At 55.8% G+C, this 22736-nt stretch carries 15 protein-coding genes; 5 read left to right on the top strand and 10 right to left on the bottom strand.

Translation table 11 applies throughout. The features are described from left to right. Positions 1 to 523: 523 nt before the first annotated feature. From MKY64_RS25945 to MKY64_RS25985, 9 genes are all read right to left on the bottom strand, one after another. Entirely contained in the window at positions 524 to 2611 is a 2088-nt protein-coding gene (locus tag MKY64_RS25945; protein ID WP_340956693.1) for a hypothetical protein, read from the bottom strand. Next, positions 2608 to 3993 (bottom strand): glycoside hydrolase family 88/105 protein, encoded by a 1386-nt coding sequence (locus MKY64_RS25950; RefSeq protein ID WP_340956694.1) that lies wholly within the window; start codon positions 3991 to 3993, stop codon positions 2608 to 2610. Before MKY64_RS25950 ends, MKY64_RS25945 begins: the two co-directional genes overlap by 4 nt. Beyond that, complete coding sequence (locus MKY64_RS25955; protein ID WP_340956695.1) at positions 3990 to 5720, bottom strand: glycoside hydrolase family 3 protein; 1731 nt, start codon at positions 5718 to 5720, stop codon at positions 3990 to 3992. Before MKY64_RS25955 ends, MKY64_RS25950 begins: the two co-directional genes overlap by 4 nt. A gap of 138 nt (positions 5721 to 5858) precedes the next feature. Further along, positions 5859 to 9326 carry a carbohydrate-binding domain-containing protein gene (locus MKY64_RS25960; RefSeq protein WP_340956698.1) on the bottom strand — a complete coding sequence of 1156 codons (3468 nt, stop codon included), beginning with the start codon at positions 9324 to 9326 and terminating at the stop codon, positions 5859 to 5861. Positions 9327 to 9459: 133 nt separating this feature from the next. Continuing rightward, positions 9460 to 11013 carry an ABC transporter substrate-binding protein gene (locus MKY64_RS25965; RefSeq protein WP_340956700.1) on the bottom strand — a complete coding sequence of 518 codons (1554 nt, stop codon included), beginning with the start codon at positions 11011 to 11013 and terminating at the stop codon, positions 9460 to 9462. Positions 11014 to 11067: 54 nt separating this feature from the next. Then, positions 11068 to 11961 carry a carbohydrate ABC transporter permease gene (locus tag MKY64_RS25970; protein WP_339252955.1) on the bottom strand — a complete coding sequence of 298 codons (894 nt, stop codon included), beginning with the start codon at positions 11959 to 11961 and terminating at the stop codon, positions 11068 to 11070. Between the two features lie 46 nt (positions 11962 to 12007). Then, complete coding sequence (locus MKY64_RS25975; protein WP_445671708.1) at positions 12008 to 12943, bottom strand: ABC transporter permease; 936 nt, start codon at positions 12941 to 12943, stop codon at positions 12008 to 12010. A gap of 445 nt (positions 12944 to 13388) precedes the next feature. Continuing rightward, positions 13389 to 15479 (bottom strand): collagen-like protein, encoded by a 2091-nt coding sequence (locus tag MKY64_RS25980; RefSeq protein WP_340956702.1) that lies wholly within the window; start codon positions 15477 to 15479, stop codon positions 13389 to 13391. A 250-nt stretch (positions 15480 to 15729) separates the two neighbouring features. Continuing rightward, a complete protein-coding gene (locus tag MKY64_RS25985) occupies positions 15730 to 17205 on the bottom strand; it encodes an ABC transporter substrate-binding protein (RefSeq protein WP_340956703.1) in 1476 nt (491 codons plus the stop codon). Positions 17206 to 17286: 81 nt separating this feature from the next. On the opposite strand from MKY64_RS25985, the gene MKY64_RS25990 reads away from it, so the two are divergent. Then, positions 17287 to 19179: a cache domain-containing sensor histidine kinase gene (locus tag MKY64_RS25990; RefSeq protein WP_209876134.1), complete on the top strand. Its 1893-nt coding sequence runs from the start codon at positions 17287 to 17289 to the stop codon at positions 19177 to 19179. Beyond that, positions 19154 to 20770: a response regulator gene (locus tag MKY64_RS25995; RefSeq protein WP_340956705.1), complete on the top strand. Its 1617-nt coding sequence runs from the start codon at positions 19154 to 19156 to the stop codon at positions 20768 to 20770. The genes MKY64_RS25990 and MKY64_RS25995 overlap by 26 nt, the downstream gene beginning before the upstream one ends. A 12-nt stretch (positions 20771 to 20782) precedes the next feature. On the opposite strand, the gene MKY64_RS26000 is transcribed toward MKY64_RS25995, so the two are convergent. After that, complete coding sequence (locus tag MKY64_RS26000) at positions 20783 to 21511, bottom strand: protein-glutamine gamma-glutamyltransferase (protein ID WP_340956706.1); 729 nt, start codon at positions 21509 to 21511, stop codon at positions 20783 to 20785. Positions 21512 to 21891: 380 nt separating this feature from the next. Here MKY64_RS26000 and MKY64_RS26005 point away from each other — a divergent pair, with 380 nt between their 5' ends. Genes MKY64_RS26005 through MKY64_RS26015 form a run of 3 tightly spaced genes read left to right on the top strand, consistent with a single transcriptional unit; the run spans position 21892 to position 22645 of the window. Continuing rightward, the gene (locus MKY64_RS26005) at positions 21892 to 22284 is read left to right on the top strand and encodes a sigma-70 family RNA polymerase sigma factor (RefSeq protein WP_209876129.1); all 393 of its coding nucleotides are present in this window, start codon (positions 21892 to 21894) and stop codon (positions 22282 to 22284) included. Continuing rightward, positions 22285 to 22443 (top strand): YvrJ family protein, encoded by a 159-nt coding sequence (locus MKY64_RS26010; RefSeq protein WP_445323306.1) that lies wholly within the window; start codon positions 22285 to 22287, stop codon positions 22441 to 22443. Positions 22444 to 22447: 4 nt separating this feature from the next. Next, entirely contained in the window at positions 22448 to 22645 is a 198-nt protein-coding gene (locus MKY64_RS26015) for a helix-turn-helix domain-containing protein (protein WP_042266232.1), read from the top strand. Positions 22646 to 22736 lie beyond the last annotated feature (91 nt).

Below are 22736 nucleotides of genomic sequence, written 5' to 3' on the forward strand. Positions count from 1 at the left end.
CCAGTCATATGCCTTTTTGGCCACACCTTGTAACCGGTTATCGCATTCGTTCTGAAGTGCTTCTTCCTTTCCAGGCGGTGCTCCGCCTATCTCTTCCCCATTCTGAGTATTCTCTCTCACCGACCGATTGTATGGATAGCATTGTTGCACATTTTGCAGGATTCCTCTAAAAATGTTTACCACCTACGGTACATTGTTGCATCATTTGCAGGAATTCCGGTGTGTACTGCAACTTAGCGCTGACATTGTTGCATTTCATGCAAGATTTCAGCCTAAGTCGCTTCTACTGGGCAATATTGCTGCACATTTTGCAGGATCTCTACAATGTTACGGGCTGCGGAGCATGGGGCCCATCCCTCTTCGCAGCAGCACCGATTGTGTTCAGTTTTTCGAGCATTCGGCCCGTCAGCCGTCGCGGCGTGTAATGTGTTCGGTTTTTCGACTACATTCGGCTTCGCGCACTTGTACCTGCCTATTGTGTTCGGTATTTCGCATACATTCAGCCTTTGAGGGGTGATGTCAGCTACTCTCCCGGAGCGGGCCGCAGGTTAAGTACGAAACCTCCCTTCATACTATTCATGCTGTTCGCGCTGTTCATGCTGTTCACGACTCTTACACCCCGCTCTCCCTTCGCAGCATTCGTTTCATCATTTTCATTCGCTTCATTCCATTCGTTGACTTTATTCGCTCCCGCCGCCTTCCCTCCTGCAACTCCCTGCGCTCTGCCCCCTTCGTGCTCGCTTCCACTGCTAACCCGCAGGCCGCCCTCATCCGTCAGCTCCAGAAGCGGGGCAGAGTTCAATCTCCCCTCCTCCCCAGCCGCCAGAGAGAACACCAGCGCAGCCTGCTGCATGGAGGTGAAGTCCAGCATCCTGCGCGGACCGGCGTAGAGAATCATATCGATATTCATCTGGCCGTCTGCCTTATGAAGTTCCCACACCAATCGGTTGCCTGTATCCGCTTGCCCGCTGAATGCCGCGAACCAGGTTGTCAGGCCAAACTCCGTCCCTGCAATGGTGATAACCGTACCTTCTTCTGTTAATGTGGCTGTAACTCCCTCCAGAGCGCCGCCAACCTCCAGCCGCAGCCGCAGGTCCGAAGCCGCAATCACACCGCCGGTCCGGTCCAGATTCGGATGGGTATCCCCGCCATCTGTCATGAAATCGATCCCGAACAGCACACGGCCTGCTTCCTGCAGCGATTGGAAGCGTGCGGAGCAGTAGTCATAGCCGTCATGCAGGCAGCGGAGCCGGAGATATGAGGGCTGTCCGTTATTATTGGCATAGATCAGCAGCGGCCGTCTTTGGTTCCACAGATCACTATTGGCGAAGGAGCCCATGCTCCACTGCGGAGTCATATAAGTGACCGCCCACTTGCCGTCATACCCCTGATTCTGATTTTGCACCTGACCCTGACCTTGCTCCTGATCCCGATCTTGCCCCTGCCCCTGCCCCTGACCCTGATCCCGACCTTGCACCTGATCCCGACCTTGCTCCCGATTCCGCTCCTGATCCCATTCCTGATCCCGCCCTTGTTCCTGGCCCAACTCCCGCTTCCGCCCTTTCCCTGTCCCCTGCTCCTGCCCTTTCTCCTCCCCTTCCAAGCGTTGCCTTATCTCCTTCGTCTCAGGAACCTTGAAGCCCTTCAGATAGGCAGGGGGACAATGAATGCCGCTCATATACCATTCCTCTTCGTAGGGCAGCTCCTCCCATGGGAAGAACATCACGGCTCCTCCAGTCGCCAGTTGCAGAAACGCCTTGCTCTGGTCCTCCAGCAGCACCCCGTAGCAGCGGGAATGCGGCCCGGACCACTGGGCCGTGGCGGGATGATAATACCCGGCCACGGTCCTCCAGGTCAGCTCAAGCAGTTCTCCGGTCCATGCCTTGACCCTGCTGTCCGAGGTCTCGGACTGAAGCTTCGACAGCTCCAGAATGGCAATGTAGGTGTAGACCGGGCTGTTATATTCCTGAAAAGCCCCATGCTTCAGGGTATGAGCATGCAGCCTCCTGAGCCGCTCCAGCCCATAGTCCGCATAATCCTTACGCCCCAGCTTCTCCCCGGCAATTCTGGTCACGAACGCGCCAATAATCGCAATATTGGTATAATCCGGTCCAACATTGCGCCGGATAATGGCTTCGCAGGCACACTCTATGGACAAGACGGCTGCTTCCCGCAGATCGTGCGGGAAACGGTGGCCGTGGCGCGAAAGGGCCTGCACCAGTCGGCTGCCGCAGAAGTCCGCCCAATTCCAGTCCGGCGGAGCCATCTGGTCCAGCGGCTCCTCATAGAACCAGGACCAGATGCCGAAGGTATCATGCGCCGGGTCCGTATCCTGCAAGGAGATGACCTGCCGGATAATATCGAATGCCCGCTCTTCATAACAGGCCAGCTCCGTGTCGAGCAGTCCAAGCGCATAGCTGAGCGAGTCTCTGGTGGAGTGGATGAACTCCGCCTGCTTCAGCGTCGTATGATACCCCGGGCTGCTAAACGGGGAGCGCAGCATGCAAATGTCCGAGTCATAGCGGGATTCCAGTCCGGTCACCTTATGAATCAGCCGTTGCCGCTGATCCAGGCCTCCACCCGCAGCTTCTGCGTTATCCTTCACCGTCATCCCCCTGCCTCCCCTTCAACATTTAATGAACCTATCCCCTCGGATTGCTCCTGACGTCGCTGACCCCCTTGACGCTCTGGATGTTCTTCACGCCCTTGGTCCTCTTGTCCTCCCTGACGCTCCTCATGCTCTTCACGCCCTTGGTCCTCTTGTCGTCCCTGGCGCTCCTCATGTTCTTCACGCCCCTGGTCCTCTTGTCGTCCCTGGCGCTCCTCATGTTCTTCACACCTCTGGCCCTCTTGTCGTCCCTGGTGCTCCTGACGCTCCTCATGCTCTTGCCTCTCAAGACGATGCTTCATTTCCCCCAGATCCAATGCCTCTGTCAGCAGTTGCATCACCAGCCCTTGCCCATACAGTGCCGGATATCTCTCAATGGTGTTATAGGCCGCTATCGACGGCATTACCGGAGTGCCTCCCGATACCCCCTGCACCTCACCGTCTTCGCGGATGAGCGGAAGAATCCCCGCAAGTGCCGCCTCCGCGCTCTCCAGATAGGCATCCTCCAGCAGTCCGCTCTTCACCGCCTTCAGGAAGCCGCAGGCAATACCGGCGCTGGCCGAGGTCTCCTCGTAATAATCCGGCCGGTCGAGCACCGTATGCCACAAGCCGCCGGCCCCCTGCGCCTGCCGCAGGGCAGAAGCAAGCCTGCGGTAGCGGCTGTACAGCTCCTGTGGAATAGCAGTCAGGCTTCCGGTCCCGGCCACAATGTCCGGGACCGCAAGTGCCACCCAGGCATTGGCCCGGGCCCAGCGGGCTGCCGACATATGGCTGCCTGCCCGGCTGTTCCAGCCATGAAATAGCAGCCCCGTCGCCGGGTCCTGGAGCAGCCGAAGGTGCTGCAAGGTCTGCTGCACGGCGGCGGCAGCAAGCTCCTGGTCGCCGGTCAGACCGGCAAGCCGGGCCAGGAACAGCACGGCCATATACACCGTATCGGCCCATACCTGTTCAGGGAATTCCACGGCCTCTGTCACGGTATGCTCCAGCGCCCCTTCCCGGGTCCGGGGGGCAGTCTCCAGCATCCATGCGGCAACCTCCTGCGCCCGGCTGAGAAACCACGGGTCCCCGGTCAGCCGGTACAGCTCAGGAAAGAGCGCGTAGGGAGCCAGGGAATTGATAACCCGAACCCCTTCGGCCTTCTGCTTATTCCGGTTCACCCAGTGCAGCAGGTAATCCGTCACCTCATCCTGACCAGTCCCTGTGCCATATTCAAGCATAGAGATGACCCCGACACCGGGCACCCAGTCCCAGTGGTTAATATCCATTCCCCAATTCCCTTGGTGCCTTTCAAGACGCATATATTCAAAGATCTGGCGCAGCTTCGCCTCCAGTTCCCGCTGCCTGCCCGCTGCCCGTTTTGCCTCTGATTCCTGTTTCGCACTCAAGACGTCTGAAGCCTCCCTGAACCGTAATCGCCCGCTTGAATCTCTGTCTTCACCGGGGAGCTTCCCTGAAACGGAATCTCTCCGAACAGCGCCTTAACCGTCAGCTCTACTGTATCTTCATGCAGAGAATACGCATTCACCAGGGTATCTAAGAAGGGAATGTCCTGCAGCAGATATGGCGTAGCGAACGAAATACCGATCGGCCGGACCGTCTCCGCATGCTGCATGGCCCAGATGGCTTTGGCTGCTTCGCCCACCGGACGGGCGGTATTCATCATTCCGTGCAGGGGGAGGAAATAAGGGGCGAAGGCAGCATCCCAGCGGACCCCCGACTGCTCCCATTGCCGCAGTGTCGTCAGCGGCTCGAATTCATCCAGAATATCCACCTCTAGCCCCCTGGCCTTAAGCTGCTCCACAAAAAGATTCATCCGCTCATATCTGCGCCCCTCCGTCACCTTGTTCATCATGATGACCAGCACCCGGCGGACCTCCTGCGGATTCAGCGGCAGCTGGCCGGTGCGGTTGCGGACCAGGGTAATGCAGCGCCCGGCCAGCTCGCGGCTGAATTGTCTGACCTGCCGGTCGAGACCAGACGGCAGCTTGTCGTCCAGCAGCGGCTGGGCCCTTGCGTCCTCTCTCCCATCGCAGGCAGCATGCACACCAAGCCGTGCCTTCAGCTCCAGAATCCGCCGGACACTGGCCTTCAGCCGTTCCCGGCTGACGCGTCCGTCCTCCACCGCCTGCTCCATCACTGCGAAGTACCGCACTCCCGGCCAGAGCAGCACATCCGTACCGCAATTGAAACAGTCTATGATGCGCTGCGTATAGTCTCCCCAGGATAAGAATCCGCCCATATCCAGCGCATCCGACAAGACCACTCCGTCGAAGCCAAGCCGCTCCCGCAGCAGTCCTGTTGTAATCTGCTCCGAGACGGTTGCCGGGACCGGCCCCGATCCAGCACCGCCTGCCCCGTCTTCGATCCAGGGAAGGGCAATATGTCCGGTCATATAGGACATGACCCCCTGGCTGATCATCTCCCCGGCCACCTGCCCGTAAGTGGAGAACCATTCCTCTTCAGATAAGCTGTTCACCGTAGTAATGATATGCTGATCCCTGTAGTCGACCCCGTCACCGGGAAAATGCTTGGCGCAGGCCGCAAGGCCATGCTCCTGCATGCCCCGCATGACAGCGGCGGACAGGCGCGCCGCCCGCCCGGCGTCATCTCCCAGGCAACGGGTCGTAATGACGGGATTCACCCAATTCAGCAACAGATCGGTTCCCGGGGCCAGCGCCCAGGTGAACCCGGCCGCCCGGCCTTCCAGCGCGGTATATTTTCCGTATTCGTAAGCCAGGTCTTCATCATCTGCTGCCGCAAGCGCGAGGAGCGGCGGGAAGGCCGTGAGACTCCTCACCGCCGAGCCTGCCCCGAATTCCAGATCACCGGAGAACAGCAGCGGGAACCTGCTGATACCTTGCAGCAGTCCCGCCCAGTCCCGGTAATCCTCCGCTTTGCCTGCGGCCTTCTGAATAACCTCCCCGCCGATGAAGAAGCTGCCCACCGGATACTGCTCCAGATACCGGCGGAGAGCGGCCTCATCATCCCCCTTGAACGGCAGCCTGCCCGCATGGTCCTGCATCGTCTGCCCGATCAGTTCCCGGAGGCTCATCGCTTCAAGCGTCTCCTCCACCCATTCCTGTTCTTCCTTGCTTAACGGCTTCTGCATCATTTAAGGCTCCTCCCGGCAGGTTCTGTTCTAAATCCAGTGTACCGGATCACGAAGCTGCTCTACATACAGCCAGCTATAATATAAGTTCAAAATTCTACAGACTGCCTGCACCGATCCGCCAACCGGCTGATTAGCCCGTCAGGGCAGGCTGATCTCCAGCGCCCGTGCCCGCTTGTTATTCTCCTTGTTCATCTCCGCATACCGCCAGATATCATTCACAAAAAAGCTGACTGTAAACTCGCCGATGGTCGGCACCGTCCACCGGGGGGTGCCCTGCGCACTGGCGTTAGCCGTCAATGTTATCTCCTCGCCCGGCTGAATCACACTGGTATTCGTGTCCGTCCACGAGACCACTCCGCCGTTAACCGAGAAGGCGCCGCCGGTAATCTGTCCGAGTCCGGTCGAGGCATTCAGCGGTGTGGGACGGACACCGATGTTCTTCACTTTGGCCCAGAAGATCAGGGAGTCGCCCAGCTGCGGTGTGCTGTGCGCGGAAGGGCTGCCGTCGCTGTTCACAATATGCCAGCCGATATCCGTCACCGTCAGATCCGGTCCCGGTACGGGCAATACAGACTCGTAGCTCTCGTACTCCAGCCCGCTGACCATTACCTTTCCGCCGTTGCCTGCAATCTCTATCCGGTGCAGCCCGTATTCCAGACCCGTCAGTTCGTAGACAATCTTATGATCACCCTCCAGCCCTGCCTGCGGAATGACTATAGTCTCCTTATACTCACCATCGACATAGACATCTGCACTGCCCATATCGCTCTTGATGTCCGATCTCCAGCGGACACCGATGCCATTGAAGCTGAAGGCAGCCGTGGCATCCTCATCATAGGTCACATGGGAGACTCCATTGGGCGCAGGGGTGAATCCGGCATAGTCAATGTAAGGATGATCATGTGCGGCCGGATACCAGTGGGAGAGCGGAACATACAGCCCTTCCTCCAGCTTGAAATAATCGAGATTTGCCCCCTTCCCGGCGGAGGTGAAGCTGATCATGTTATAGCCCGGCTGGAGGGTAATCCCATACTGCCGTGCGGTCAGATTCGCGGTCCAGCTGCCCGTTGAAGGCAGGGTTACTGTGGACTGCTTCACGCCGTTCACGAGAATATTTTTCTTCGATTCCTCATTGGAAGCGTATACAATTGTTAAGGTGTAGCTGCCACCATTCTCGGAATGGAAGCCTTGGATCGTTAAGCCTCCGCTATGCGTCTGCTCCACGACCTTGCCGCCCGAGGCGCTGCTGTTATTGCCGGTCTTCAGTGGCAAGGCAAATGCAGTAGCTTCGGCCTCGAACTTGGCCGGATCTCCTGCGGCATGCGGTGTAATCGGCATGACCGGTGTAGTCGCTGATACGGCTGTGCTAAGAGGCGATGCATTGCCGGAGTCATCCACGGCCTGCACTGTGTAGCTGTAAGTGGTCTGCGGCGCTACGGTATAGTCACTCCAGAAGGTCAGCCGTCCCGGAATATTCATCACCGGAGCCGCTCCGCCGTCACGGTAGACGTTATAGCTGACGACAGCAGCGTTGTCTGTGGAAGCCGTCCAGGTCAGCCGGATTTGCTCATGGCTTACGGCCGCTGCGGCAGGACTGCCCGGAGCAGTGGGCAGCGCGTTGTCCTGCTCATCCAGGATGTACTGGATCGTCTCTCCCGCGTCCAGCGCAACTGTAAGTGTAATGTACGGATCTGCCGTAAGCTCCACCCTGGAGTAGGCGGCGGCGTACGTCTCCCCTGGACCGAACCGTTCCCCGGCATACGCTCCGCTGGACGGCATCTTAACCTTCACCTGCATCGTCACCGGCGACGTCTCAAAGTTGACGAAGTTCAGCAGGATTTTATCGGACGAAGCTCCGATGGCCGAAGTGCCCAGCGCCGAGGTATCCACTGCGCGGAAATACGCCTTCAGCCCGGTCAGTTCAGCTGCATTCAGTACCTCGTAGCCCAGCGGGCTTCCATGGGTGGCGTAAGCGGCGGCCAATCTGCGGAACGTCTTCAGCCGGGTCTCCCCGGATTCATTGATATTAGCCGGTACCGCTGCTGTATCCTCATAACGGTGTGTGTTCCAGTTGATCGCTGAATTGAACAGGCCAAACTCCGTCCCGTCATTGAAGAAGGCCGCGTGCTGCATAATATGGTCGGCATAACCGATATTTCCCCGCAGCTCCCGGTCAAAAGCAGAAGCGAACCTGTAAGCATACGTCCCGTATTTCGTATTGTCGGAATGATTGTCATTGCTTCCGGTCTCGCTCATGGCCATCTCTTTGCCGAAGCCTTCCTCTGAATCACTGTACACCCGCAGATTCTCATACAGGCTTCCGCCCGGCAAAGGCTGGACGCCGGTCCCGCCATAGCTGTGTCCGTTGGTCACATCCGACAGCGCTTCAATCGGCGCACGCTGGGCAGCATCCCGTTCCCAGCCGTCAGGGGTGCCGTTATACGGCCAGTAGGCCCAGCCGGGAGCAACAATTTTCAGGTAAGGCTGGCTGTTCGTCTGCCTCTCCTCGTCCATCATTTCATGAAGCGCCAGCACCGCCTTCTGTGCCCAGCCGAACAATCCCGGCTCATTGCCTGTCTCGACATACTGGTACAGATCACCGAATTTGCTGACAAAGCCGCTGTAATAGCTCCTCAGCGCAGAGCTGATCGTCCCTGCCGCCAACTCGCTGTTAGTCTTCCAGTTGCCGCCGATGATATTAACCATTGGCGCAAGATTGAGGTCGCGCAGCGTCTCCAGGTACTTGCGGCCCTGCGGGTCCCAGCCTGCGCTGGTATCGGACCAGAAGGAGGTGCGCATCCAGTTGCCGCTGTAGGCAATGCCCAGCCACTTGGCCATCGGGGCCAGATGGCGGATCGCATGCTCGTCGTAGCGGAAAGTCGAGGCGGCAATCGTACTGCCCAGATGGACATACCTGCCGTGGATAGGCTCTGTGGCCCGCTCTTCCAGCGCCGCCAGCCTGAGATAATCCCATTCGAACCACAGATACTTGTCACCGTCATATCCTGGCGACTGCGGATCAGCGTATAGCCCGCGGTCCACGGTCAGCTTCAGCTCATTGCTGCCGGTCTTCAGCTGCTCTGAGGGAATGTAGAGTCTATAGGTTTCTATCCATGTGTTCGTAAGGGGGGTCTCTCCGTCATTCAGCCCGGTAATCTGAATCAGCCCGCTGAAGCTGCCATTGGTGAATACGGCGAGCTGCGGAATAGCGGTGCTTGCATCCAGTACCTTGAAGCTGAACTCTACACCATAGAGGGGGACTTCCGTTAGATTGAAGCTTAGCTCCATCGCCGCGTTGCGGTCCAGCTTCATGCCGCGGGAGATTGTATTCCAGTTCAGGGGATTTACGGGGAGGGTAATATTCTCACTGTACACATCCTGATATACTGTAAATTCTGCGGAGCTGTTATCCTGCTCGCCTATCTGCCAGAGCAGCGGAGACGGCTGGTAGGTATCCTCTGTGACAGTACTGTTATTTATATTTTCTTCCACAACCGCCTGTGCAGGCGGCATTTCGGCGGAGCTGATCTGTACTCCGGGCAATGAGGCGGACATCCATACCAGAGCTGCAATGAGCAATTTGCCTGTGATTCTCTGAATTCGCATAGTAACACCCTCTCTTGATCAGATAGGGGCTCCCCAAAGGCTGGATTAGCGAAAGAGAATACCCGGTACCTGCCGCAGGCGGCCGCTATGGCTGCTTGCGGCAGGGAACCGGGCGTGCTATGGCCTCTACTGCTTATTTGGCGGCCAGAAAAGCGTCGAGCTGACTCTGAATTTCCGTAATCACAGCGTCCAGGCCTGCGGCCTTCAGCTTGCTGTTCATCTCCTTCAGGACCGGTTCAGGGTCCTTTTCCCCGGAGAACAGGGTGTTCTTATACTGCTTCGTGATATTGATCAGCGCCCCGATCTGTGACTGCACCTTGGTTGAATCGAAGACAAATCCGATCACCGGCGACACGGTGGCGTTCTTATTCCAGTCCGTATAGAGCTGCACGCGCTTCGGATCCTCATCCTTATTCAGGTAGTTCAGCAGTACATTGCCGATCATCCAGGAGGATACGGAGTTGTAGCCGCTGTCCGCAATGAACTCCACAGTGTTGTTCTCCAGCTTCTTGTAGTGCTTGCCCTCAATGCCGAAGGTTAGCAGGTTGTAGAGCACCGGATCGGTGTGGAGCAGGTTCATGAACATCATGGCCCGCTCGGGGTTCTTCGAGGTTCTGGAGATGGCGAGCATGGAGCCCTGCAGACTCTTGGTGCTGACCTGAACAGGCAGCAGCGTCTTGATGATCATCGGCTTCTCGGCGAGCCGGGTCCAGTCATTGGTGGAGGTCGGATTCATGTTACCGTAGACGAACCAGGCTTTGCCGCTTTTGACCGCATCCTTCAGCTCGGTCTTGTCTGTGGCTCCGTTCTTGTTGATATAGCCCGCTTCATACCAGCTGCGGATCAGCTTCAGCCGCTGCGTCATGGCCGGTGTGTCATATTCGTTGAACACCTTCATGGTCTTGTAATCAAGCAGGGTCGGGATATCATTGCTGCCGTCTAAGTCCTCGCTGTCAGGATACGCAGTGAACCAGTGCAGGCTGTCGGTATGGTTCATGAACAGCGGAGAGAGGGCGGGCTCCTTCTCCTTAATCGTCTTCAGCATCGGTTCAATATCCTCCAGCTTCTGGAGGCTGTTCACATCGAAGCCGTATTTATCCACAATCGCCTTGTCAAAAGCGAACCCGACCGACTGCCCCAGCTCCTTCTCGGTTGGAACCGCATACAAATGTCCGTTGACGGTGGCTGCCTGCAGGTAAGCGGGATTAATCTGTGCCTTCGTCTCCTTGGCATAGGTGTCCAGCAGCTCCTCCAGCGGCAGATACGCCCCCTTCGCGGCGTTGGTCATGAAGTTCCAGGTATAGACCATATCGAACACCTCGCCGGACTGGATCATCAGATTGACCTTGTCGGCCGGTTTATCCCAGCTTAGCTGGTTGATCTTGAGGGTGGCGTTGATTTTATCCTTCAGGTAGGCGTTGATCTCCTGCTCTACGGACGCCACATCCTTATCCGGCCCGCCGGGCAGATACAGAGACAGCTCCACCGGCGCAAGCGCACCCGGCGCCTCCGTTCCAGCCGCTTCCGTTGCAACAGCTTCCTTCGTTGCTGCCGGAGCTGTGCTGCTCTCTCCCGCTTTCTCTGTAGGCGCAGCCTTATTTCCGCCATTCCCCGCACATCCGGCCAGGGTGAATCCGGCTATCAGCACAAGCGACAGCAGCAGACCTGTGACTTTTTTACCTGCCATACTTTTTTCCTCCCCTTGATGGAACAGATATATGCTAATCGGTAGGTTCCGAGGTTAGCCTTTGATAGAGCCGAGCGTCAGTCCTTTGATGAAATACCGCTGGAAGAACGGATAGGCCAGCACAATCGGCCCGATGCCGATCAGCGCCATCGCCATACGGATCGTTTCCCCCGGCAATTTGGCCAGCTCGGTGGCCGAGCCTTGAATAAGTGCCCCGTTGCGGCTCAGGTAGTCTGCCTGGGAGATCATTTTGTACATGAGATATTGGAGGGAATAGAGGTCTGTGTCGGTAATGAAAATCATGCTGTTAAACCAGTCGTTCCAGTAATGCAGGGTATTGAACAGCCCAATGGTCGCGAAGACCGGCAAAGACAGCGGGAAAACAATCCGGAAGAACGTCCTTAGCTCCCCCGCTCCGTCAATCGTAGAGGCTTCAATCAGCGCGGGCGGCACGCTCATCTGGAAGTACGTCTTCATGATCAGCACATTGAACGGGGACAGCAGCATCGGCACAACCAGCGCCCAGATGGAGTTCTTGAGGTCGAGTACCTGGGTGTAGACCATATACCACGGTACCAGCCCGCCGCCGAACAGCATGGTGAAAAAGATCAGGAAAGCGAACACCCCCCGGTACCGGAAATCCGCCCGCGATATCGGATACGCATACAGGGAAGAGAGGAACACGCTGACCAGCGTTCCGGTGATGGTGACGAAGAAGGACACGCCATAGGCCCGCAACACCACACTATAATCCTTGAAAATATACGCGTAAGCCTCCAAGCTAAGCTTCTCCGGAATGAATTGATAGCCATTACGGACGATGTAATCGTAATCGGTAATAGAGATCATGAAGACCAGTACAATCGGCAGCAGGCAGGCCAGGGACAGGATGATAAAAATAATATGGAGGAGAACATTAGTGAAGCGGGATATTTCGTTATTAGCCACGGATTTCCACTCCTTCTACAGGGTACGTGCGCTGCCAGACTTTTAGCTAGAAAACCGCCTGATCCTTGTCAACCTTACGCACGATCCAGTTCGAGCCGAGGACCAGGAAAAAGCCGACCACCGATTGGTATAATCCGGCCGCTGCCGACATCCCCAGATTGCCCATATTAATCAGCGCGTTATAGACGTAGGTGTCGATGACCAGTGTAGTCGGGTACAGCGCCCCGGAGTTCAGTGTGGTCTGGTAGAACAGCCCGAAGTCGGAGCGGAAGATGCCCCCGATCGCCAGAATCGTTGTAATAATAATGACCGGCCGGATGAGCGGAATCGTGATATGCAGGATCTGCTTCCACTTGCTGGCGCCGTCGATCAGGGCCGCTTCATAGTACTCGTTGTCAATGCCGATAATCGCCGCCAGATAGATGACACAGCCATAGCCCACCCCTTTCCAGAGATTGATCAGCGGCAGAATGAACGGCCAGTACTTCGGCTCCGAATACCAGTTCAGCTCATCCAGCCCGAACAGGGCGAAGATCCCTTTATTGATGAAACCGTATTCAACATTCAGAAAAGCGAACACCAGATAGCTCACCACCACCATCGACAGGAAGTAGGGGAAGAACATGATGCTCTGATAGAATTTGGCGGCCAGCTTGTTCCTCAGCTCATTCAGGGCAACCGCGATGGATACGGCAAAGAGCAGATTAAGCACAATGAACACGAAGTTGTAGAGCACTGTATTGCGCGTGATAATCCAGGCATCCGAGGTGGCGAACAGGAATTTGAAGTTATCCAGCCCGACCCACGGACTGCCGAGAATCCCGTCCACATAGTTGATATTCTTGAACGCAATCACAATTCCGAACATCGGCAGATAGTTGTTGATCAGCAAAAATACTACGCCCGGCAGCAGCATCAGCAGCAGCACCTTATGCTTCAGCAGATGCTTCAGCCCGTGTCTCTTTTTCGTCTTCATAACCATTGTCTTCCGCCTCCCGTGTTCCTTCAGCAGTCCCTCTCTTCCCTGACTTAAGTGTACCCGCAGGCGGCTCCATGCTAAATAAGGCCATCTATAATAAAAGTTCAAAATCCTACAGAGTTTGGAGTAAATTAGTTGGATAAACGCATCTTAATTTGGATGTTTTGGATCACCGTCGGGTTTTAGTTGGATAAACGTCATTTAATTTTTCCCATTTCCCCTTTTCTGCTATATTTGCTGAATTTTAAGTGCTGTTTCTCCAACTGTTTCCCTACAAGAAGGCTTCTGTCCATGAGTAAGTGGTGAAAATCCAACTGCTTTCCGTACCAGAACCCATTTGCCGGAAGGCAGTGAAGCCGAAGGGACAAAATGCAAAAAGGCGCTCCACGATGATCGCTGTGGAACGCTCTTTTAGCTGAGGCTTATGGGTCTGATCCGCCTGCCGGGACTAGGTCAGTCTGTGCACAGACCATACAACACCCGAAGAGGCACCTCCAAGATCTAATGGCAAGGTTAATCCATCTGCTGCATAGAAGAGTCCGATCACATCGCCTGCCGTCAGTTCAACTTCACCTGTCAATGTTACCGTACCATTACCCAGGATCGTCCGCAGAGACAGCAGAAGCGCAATGTTAACATTCAGCAGCGGGAACAATCCGGTTACCAGATCCGTTACTGTCGGGGAGGTTCTCCGCACTACAAAAGCCGGATCAATTCCCGCTCCCAATGCAACGGAGATGGCAGCGGTAGTGCTGTAGTTAATGGTTGCCTCAAACGAATATCTGCCGGATACCGGAATCGTGTAGTTGCCTGTAGTCTCATTAAATGTCGCACTGTCATAGTAAGGCGTAGTCACAGTCCAGCCGGTAAGCTGAGTACTGGTCGAGACCGAGAACGTCGGCAGGAATGCGGAGAACCCTTCCGTTGCCAAATTCGGGCCGGTCGCTCCGGTCACTCCTACGCCCGTTGCCCCGGTCGCTCCGGTCACTCCCACGCCCGTTGCACCTGTCGCTCCGGTCACTCCTACTCCAGTTGCACCGGTCGCTCCGGTCACGCCCACGCCCGTTGCTCCTGTCGCTCCAGTCACTCCTACGCCCGTTGCTCCTGTCGCTCCGGTCACTCCTACTCCCGTTGCACCGGTCGCCCCGGTCACTCCTACTCCCGTTGCACCGGTCGCCCCGGTCACTCCTACTCCCGTTGCTCCGGTCGCTCCGGTCACTCCTACTCCCGTTGCCCCGGTCGCTCCAGTCACTCCTACGCCCGTTGCCCCGGTCGCACCAGTTGCTCCTACTCCCGTTGCACCTGTCGGGCCCGTCACGCCGGTCGCTCCGGTCACCCCTGCTCCAGTCGCTCCGGTCACGCCCACGCCCGTTGCTCCGGTCGCCCCGGTCACGCCTACTCCCGTTGCACCGGTCGCTCCGGTCACGCCTGCTCCCGTTGCCCCGGTCGCTCCAGTCACTCCTACGCCCGTTGCTCCGGTCGCTCCAGTCACTCCTACTCCCGTTGCCCCGGTCGCCCCGGTCACTCCTACTCCCGTTGCCCCGGTCGCTCCGGTCACTCCTACTCCCGTTGCCCCGGTCGCTCCGGTCACTCCCACGCCCGTTGCCCCGGTCGCTCCGGTCACTCCCACGCCCGTTGCACCTGTCGCCCCGGTCGCCCCGGTCACTCCCACGCCCGTTGCTCCGGTCGCCCCGGTCACTCCTACTCCCGTTGCACCTGTCGGGCCCGTCACGCCGGTCGCTCCGGTCACCCCTGCTCCAGTCGCCCCCGTCACTCCTGCGCCAGTTGCCCCTGTCGGACCTGTCACGCCGGTCGCACCGGTCACCCCTGCCCCGGTCGCCCCCGTCACTCCTGCGCCAGTTGCGCCTGTCGGGCCCGTCACGCCGGTCGCACCGGTCACTCCTGCTCCAGTCGCCCCGGTCGCCCCCGTCACTCCTGCGCCAGTTGCGCCTGTCGGGCCCGTCACGCCGGTCGCTCCGGTCACCCCTGCCCCGGTCGCTCCAGTCGCCCCCGTCACTCCTGCGCCAGTCGCACCAGTCGGGCCCGTCAATCCGGTTGCTCCAGTTGGGCCTGTCACGCCTACGCCCACCGCCCCGGTCGCTCCGGTCACCCCTGCTCCAGTCGCGCCCGTTGCGCCTGTCGGGCCTGTCACGCCGGTCGCCCCAGTGGCCCCCGTTACACCAGTATCGCCCAGCAGTTCAGCCGAGACCAGCCGGTGGGCGGTGACGAGCTGGCCGGTGCTGCTCTTGCCCCACACCGAAATCTGGATGGGGTCATCCGTCATGGCAGACGTGACAAACAGAAATTCAAAAGCGTCCAGATCCGCATAATAAGTGTTTGTTATCGCTTCGTTGGCAGCCACATCCAGCGTTTGGCTGACATACAGATTTCTAATGCCTCCGAGCATGTAATACCCTTGTACCAATACTGTATAAGCTGAAATGCTGCTGCGGTTATCAAGTCTGACCGTAACCTGTGTAGTGGGTCTTACCCCTCCTACTGCATTGTTTTCCAGTGGTCCTGTGGATAGTAGAGTCATTTCCCAGTCTCCTTTAACGACAGATTTGTATTGTCCTGATAGATTCCCCTTTCCTCGCTTAATCTATCTTTTGACTACATAGAAGCTAGCAGCAGAAAGATGGATCAATATAGTAATATTCTGCGATTCCGGCACGGTGTGTGCAGTAGAGCTAGATTCCGGCAGGCATCCCATATAAATAGGAGACAACACAAAAGGGCCCTCTCCTCAGCCGCAATGGCCTGGAAAGGTCCCTGAATAGAAGCCTATTCTATTCCCGTCCGCTGCTTGAACGGTTTTGCAGGCTCTCCCCCAATAACGGGGCGCGGGGATCGAACTGCGGATAGATATATTCCTCACGCCGAAAAGAATACCCGGTAGCTGCAATATCCAGCATCTGATTCAGCCGCTCACTCTCGCTGCCCAGTCCCTGGTCCAGCGGAATGTCCCCCGCGATGATCCGCAGATACAGCTGCATTCTTGGACGGTCGCCTGAATAACGCGGCTCCATGGATACCGTATTCGGATCATACTGGTCCATGATCTGCGGGGATAGCGGATAGATCGATTCTGCTGCGGTTGGATAGAATTCCCTGAAGTGGCGTAACCCGCGTGAAGCGCCCGGCTTATCCATAATCCCGTCTGTCACCGGGAGGGCGAGCGCCTGCTGATACAGCATGCCCAGGAACTCCTTCGATTGAAGAAAACGCCAGACCTTCACCGCAGCCTCCCGGCTTTGCGCCGCACTATTCACCACCAGCGGAGCTTGGGGGACCATCATCAGGGCCCCGGCACCGCGCCGTGACAGCTCCGCTGCCGGAGGGAGCGCCACTCCCCAGTCATCCTTAGGCATATACTCCTGCAGCTTGACATAATCTTTGCTGGTAACATACATCATGCCAATATTGCCGTCCGCGAACTGCCGGAGCGCACTGCTCAGCTTCAGCAGCGTCTCCCCCGGGTAGAGGCTGCCCTGCTGCTTCATCTCCCGTACCATTTGCAGCCAGGGGGCATACACACTCAGGTCATAACGGCCCGACCGGTAATCATACAGATAATAACCGCTGTAGGTATTCGATAGCTCCAGTCCGGCCTGGAGACTGGCCCGGCTATCCCCGGCGGACAACGCGAAGCCGTATTTATTGACCAATGCTCCGGCCCGGCTGATCTGCAGGGCAGCCTGCTCCAGTGCAGCGAAGGTAAGCGGAGGCTGCTCCGGGTCAAGTCCGGCGGTCCGGAACAATTGTTTATTGTAGATCAGACGCACGGTATCAATACTGGAGGGCATGAAGTAGATTCCGCCCTTGAACAACGGGCCAGACGCGTACTTCCTGGCCCATACCGGAAAACGCAACAGCCATCCGGCATCCAGATTAGCAGACAGATTAGCAAGATACCCCTTGTTGACGTAAGTGGCCAGCCAGGCGTTATCGACACTGAACACGTCCGGCCCCTGCCCGGAGGTCATCAGCATATTTAAGGTATCGTCGTAAGCGTCTGTGGCAAGGTTCATCACTACGATCTCAATCTGATCGGGATTTGTTTTATTATAATGGCTGATGGCATTCTTCACTTCCAGGTTCTCCGTCCAGTCAGACAGGGCGACCCTCACCCGGGTGGTCTGCGCCTCCGGCAGGGCCTTCTCGCCTTGAGTGAGGTCCGGCAGCAGCGGGCGGTCATAGACAAAAGTGTAGATAGCCAGCCCGCACCCTACGATGGCAATAAGATAGAACAGTAACCTTTTCACACCGCACCTCCTGCGTTGACATCCTGACTTCACGCGTTTTACAATGTATACCAGTTATTGACTTGCTGAAGGAGGACTCCGATGAAGAAATATTACGATTCGTTGTCGAAGGCTCTCTTCCTGTATAACTTCAGCATCCGCAGCCGGCTGATCCTCTACTTTCTCTTCCTCGTTCTTCTCCCGACCACGATCATCTCGGTCACCATCTATAACAAATCCGCCGGGATCATTACCCGGAATATGAATACATCGATTGAGAATAACTTCAATCTGGTTCAGGATAATCTGGCCCGGCGGTTCGAAGCCGCCAATCAATCCATGACCGCGTTGTACCTGAATTCTGAATTCGCTGACCTCATCTCCTCCAACCGGCCCGCAGACAGCACCGGAATCATTAATGAGCTGGCCGCCCTTAGCAAAATCCTTGAGGATTTCCCCGCGAACGGGACCTCCGGCAACAGCTTCGTCCCTATGCTCTATATGCTGAACCGGCCCGAATATACCCAATATAATTTCTCACGGCGTGTATTCAATATCGATCTTATTACCTTGAAGCCCTGGTATTTAAGCATTCCGGCCAAAGCCGATTTTGCCGTGGTGGGCCTTAGCTCACTGGATTCCAGATTCACCCTCAAATTCGCGAAGCGCCTGTTCGGTATCCGGCATGCACAGCTGCCCTATGTCGGACTGCTCACCCTTGATATCCCGGTAGCCGAATTCGGCACGCTGCTGGAGCATTATAAGCCTACCCCCGGCAGCAAGGTCTATATCGCAGACAGAGCCGGAACGATCGCCATCAGCCCGGAGCCGTCACTCATCGGCCAGAATATCGCAGCTCAGGATTATTACAGCAAGCTTAGCTTGACTATAGGCCCTGCTGACAGTACCAGCAACCCTCTCTCTCCAGACCACTCATCCGGACTGCATTCCTTCCGCCACTCTGTCGGCAGCGAGGAGATGCTCGTCTCGTACAAGACGCTGGAGAATACCGGCTGGACCATCCTGTCCTTCTCGCCTGTCCGTGAGCTGAATGGGGAGCTGGTCTCCTTCCGCCGGGTGATGTATGTCGTAATTGTCATCTGCATGCTCATCTCCTTCCTGATGGCCCTGCTGCTGTCCGAGAATATCTCCGCACCGATCCGCAAATTCATCCAGTCGATGTCGCATGCCGAGAGCGGGAACTTCAATATCCCCATCCGTTACCGGCGCAAGGACGAATTCTCCTATTTATTCAACCGCTACAACAAGCTGCTCCAGCAGATTAAGGCGCTGATCGACAAGCTCTACGTCACCGAGCTGCGCAAAAAGGAAGCCGAGCTGCAAATGCTCCAGGCCCAGATCAATCCGCATTTTCTCTACAATACCCTGGACTCCATTAACTGGATTGCCATTAACCACGATATTCCCGAGATCAGCAGCATGGTCACCTCGCTCTCGGATTTCTTCCGGTACAGCCTGAGCAAGGGCCGCAATATTATCCCGCTCCGCGATGAGCTGCGGCAGGTCGAGAGCTATCTGCAGATTCAGCAGTTCCGCTTCCAGGACCGGCTTCACTATGAGCTGGAGGAGACGGACCGGGCGCTGGCAGAGGAATGTCTGGTGGTGAAGCTTAGTCTCCAGCCGCTGGTGGAGAATGCCCTGATTCACGGCATCCAGCGGCGGCGGGGAACAGGCACGATCCGCATCCGGGTAGAGCAGACGCAGGAGCTGCTTAGTATCTCCGTGTTCGACGATGGAATAGGCGCCGATCCCGCACGGCTGAACCAGCTGCTGGCAGACCCGCAGCCGGGCAGCCAGTCTTACGGCATCCGCAATGTGCATATGCGGATCCGGCAGTTTTTTGGAGAGTCCTACGGCATCCGTTATTACGACAATACCGAAGACGGCTGCGGTCTGCTGGCTGTCATCCGGTTCCCGGTGGTCACTACATGGAATGAGGTGAATGAAGATGTTAACGATGATCATAGCGGATGACGAGCCGTTTATCCGCAGCAGTCTAATCCGCGTGTTCGATTGGCAGGAAGAGTTCGGGATTGAGATTATCGGGGAAGCCTCGGACGGGCTGGAAGCCTACGAATTATGCCTGAAGCTCCAGCCGGACATCCTGTTCACCGACATTATGATGCCGCTAATGGGGGGGCTGGAGGTAGCAGAGAAGCTGCGGGAGGCAGGCTGCAGGGCCCGGATTATTATTATCAGCGGCGCCCAGGACTTCTCCTACGCCCGGGAGGCGCTGAAGGTGAACGCCGAGGGATATATTCTGAAGCCTGTCAAGCTGCCCGAGATCCGCAGTGTCTTCCGCCAAGCGGTGGCCAAGCTGACAGAGGAACGCGAGCAGCAGCTGGATCTGGAGCAGCTTAAGCAGCAGCTTCAAGACAGTATGCCGCTGCTGCGGGAGAAATTCCTGCAGAATCTGATTGCCGGCCTCTACCGCAGGGAGGAGGAAATCTGGCAGAAGATACAGTATTTCGCCCTGCCCTTCCAGCAGGGGACGCTTCTCAGCGTCTGTGTACTCCAACTGGATGAATACCGGAGCGCGGTGGATAAATACTCGGAGGAGCATAAGCAACTGCTCTACTTTTCCATCCAGAATATCATTCAGGAGAGCCTGGACAGCCACCCCTGCGCCATCAGCTTCGTAGCCAGCGAGAACGAATTCATTATGGTGATCTGCACCCCGCAGACACCTCCGTCCCACTCCATCTCCGAGACCTGCGAACAAATCATCGCTAATATTCAGAAGTATCTGCGGCTGGATGCCTCCGTCGGCATCGGGCGGGCTTGTCCGCTGGCGGGCCAGCTTGAGGATTCCTATAAGGATGCGCTGGCTGCGCTGGTGTACAAATTCTATACCGGGCCTGCCTCCGTCCTCTACATTAATGATATCCAGCCCGACACGGAGAAGCTGCAGAGCACCTTTATCTATAAACTCCAGGCCCGGCTGATGAATGAATTGAAGGCAGGACATACAGACACCGTCACCCGGCTGCTGGAGCAGCTGTTCAATGGACTGGCCGGTCCCAAGCATAGAATTGAATACGTGCAGAGTATCTGCGCAGAGATGATTTTCACCTCCGCCAGAGCCCTGTATGAGATAGATGAGGATATCGGGCAGGTGCTAAGCGACCGGATTAGCATCATGGATAAGCTGTACCAGCAGACCACGATCACCGGCCTTAAGGCGTATATGCTGTCGCTCCTGCATGACTTAAGCGCTTATGTAGCAGGCAAGAACACCTCCAGGAACAGCCGGATCGTCAGCAGCATCTGCACCATCGTTCAGGAGGGATACGCCTCGGAGCTGTCCGTGTCCAGGATTGCCGAGGAGGTGTTTCTGACACCTAACTACATCAGCCTGCTATTCAAGAAGGAGACCGGCAGAACCATTACCGACTATATCACCCAGATCCGCATAGGCAAGGCGAAGGAGCTGCTGCTGACCACGGACCTGAAGGTCATGGAGATCTCAGAGCGGGTCGGCTATGAGAATCCCCATTATTTCAGTACTGTTTTCAAAAAAACCACCGGCCTGCACCCGCTCAAGTTCCGTTCGGCCAAGGATTAGACCGCTGCCGCTCTAGCGGACAATATAGGATTTCGTACCTATTCTGGAGAAGATGGCCGTTTTTACATTCACTTTGGCGGAGATCGGCGGGCTCAGTCGTGAGTTGCCGAGAGAAGCAATATAGGCAAAATCCGGGTGAAGCCCCTCATCCGCCAGATAGGCAGACGTCCGGCTGCCCGGCACCCGCTCCCTGTTGAGCGAGGTTATCATCTGAGTGGCATTCTTAATCCCGAGCCCGTGTCCGTAGTAACTGTCCCTGGACAACATAATCGCGTTCTCCCCCTGCCATTCCGGCTTAGCCGGATCATGGTCAGGATTCTTGAAATAGACCACATCGCCCGGCTGCAGCTCGTTCCGGTTGAACGTGGTAATCAGCTTCAGATTGCTGTCATAGTTCCAGTCCCACAGGTACAGGCCGGTGAAATTACGGTTGAAGGCTGCCTCTCCGATCATGTTGATGGTCGCTTTATAGAGAATCATCACCATCGCCATAGCACATTCAAAGGCATACAGCTGTCCATTCACAAAAATATCATTAATCGCCGCCGAAGGAGTGACATTTGAATTCAGCTCAAATCCACCGCCCCCTGTACGGGTCCAATACCTCGGATTGCATCGGGAATTCTCGAAGGTCGAGAAATCTGTCCCCCCTACATTCATTGCCCGGGCTGCCGCAATAATCTCCCCCCGCATCCTGCTCTCAAATGCCGGATCTGCCGGAGCCGCGTATCCATACCCCATTCTGCTTCCCCCTTTCGTCTTCTTGCCATGAAATATAGGTTATTGTACGTGTCGGGCCTCCTATTGGTGCGGAGGAGTTTGCTTACTGCGCCAAAAGAACCGGCTTTTGCCGGTGCTCTCCTTCCTGGCCGCTGCCCGGTCCTATGGAAGAACGAATAAAAGGCGCTTCCCGGCAATCGGAGCGCCTTTTTCACGCTGGATAATGCCCTTGCCCCCCGATCCTCAGCACCATAGATTTAGTTTCATTGACTGAAATATTATCAATGTTAAAATATAGGAACATACGTTCTTTATTTTTTGGAAAATGGTTGTAAAAAATACATTTCATTTCTCTTTATAGGGTAGGAGTACTCTCTTTTTAAAAGGACGGGGGGCTTATATTGACAGATGATGACTTGAATCGTCGTTTTATCACGTATATGGCCAATCTCATATACTACAACTCTATCAATTATGACAAAAAAAGACGAATGAAGGACAGCCGATTTCCTCTGACTTTAGACAACGATGAAAACCTGGAGTCCATCTTACTTACCACTTATGATGCTGAATCTGTACCCCCAAATTTAAAAGATCACATTACGGATCACTCCCTTTATCAAGCTTATGAATCCTTATCAGTGCAGCAACAAAGGATTCTATCTTTTGCTTATGTACAAGCACTAAATGACAAGGAAATAGCCAGAATATTGGGAGTATCCCAACAAAATGTTTCGAAACACCGCTTAAAAGCCCTAACTAAATTGCGCAGCTTAATAACGGAAGGGGGATGAATGATGATGGAGGGTGACATCGCTACTTTCATTGCTAATTTAGGCTTCCCGATTGCAATTACTTTGTATCTGCTTATTCGTTTTGAAAAGAAAATATCTGATTTAAGCGAGGCTATCAATGCTTTAAAGAATGAAATACAAAAAAATGTAAAGCGGTGATTTTATGTTGGCCGAACTTTTAGTACAAGCACAGCAACACCATGATCAGGGGGCAACACTGCATATCCTAGAATCTTTCACACCAAAGATCAAAGCCTCCTTGCGACAAGTCCCCGCCGATCACCGGGAAGATTTGAAACAGGAACTCTATGTCAAAATGATTGAGGTTATACAGACCTTTGATATTAGTGAATTGAAATAAAATTTGGAGAGTGGTTGTAGAAAATGAGACTCATTTCTCTTTATATAATGAGACGCCGGTGATCTACAAAAAAAACATATTGGAGGTAATA

The organism is Paenibacillus sp. FSL R7-0210, assembly GCF_038009085.1.
In the GTDB taxonomy this organism is placed as follows: domain Bacteria; phylum Bacillota; class Bacilli; order Paenibacillales; family Paenibacillaceae; genus Paenibacillus_AQ; species Paenibacillus_AQ silagei.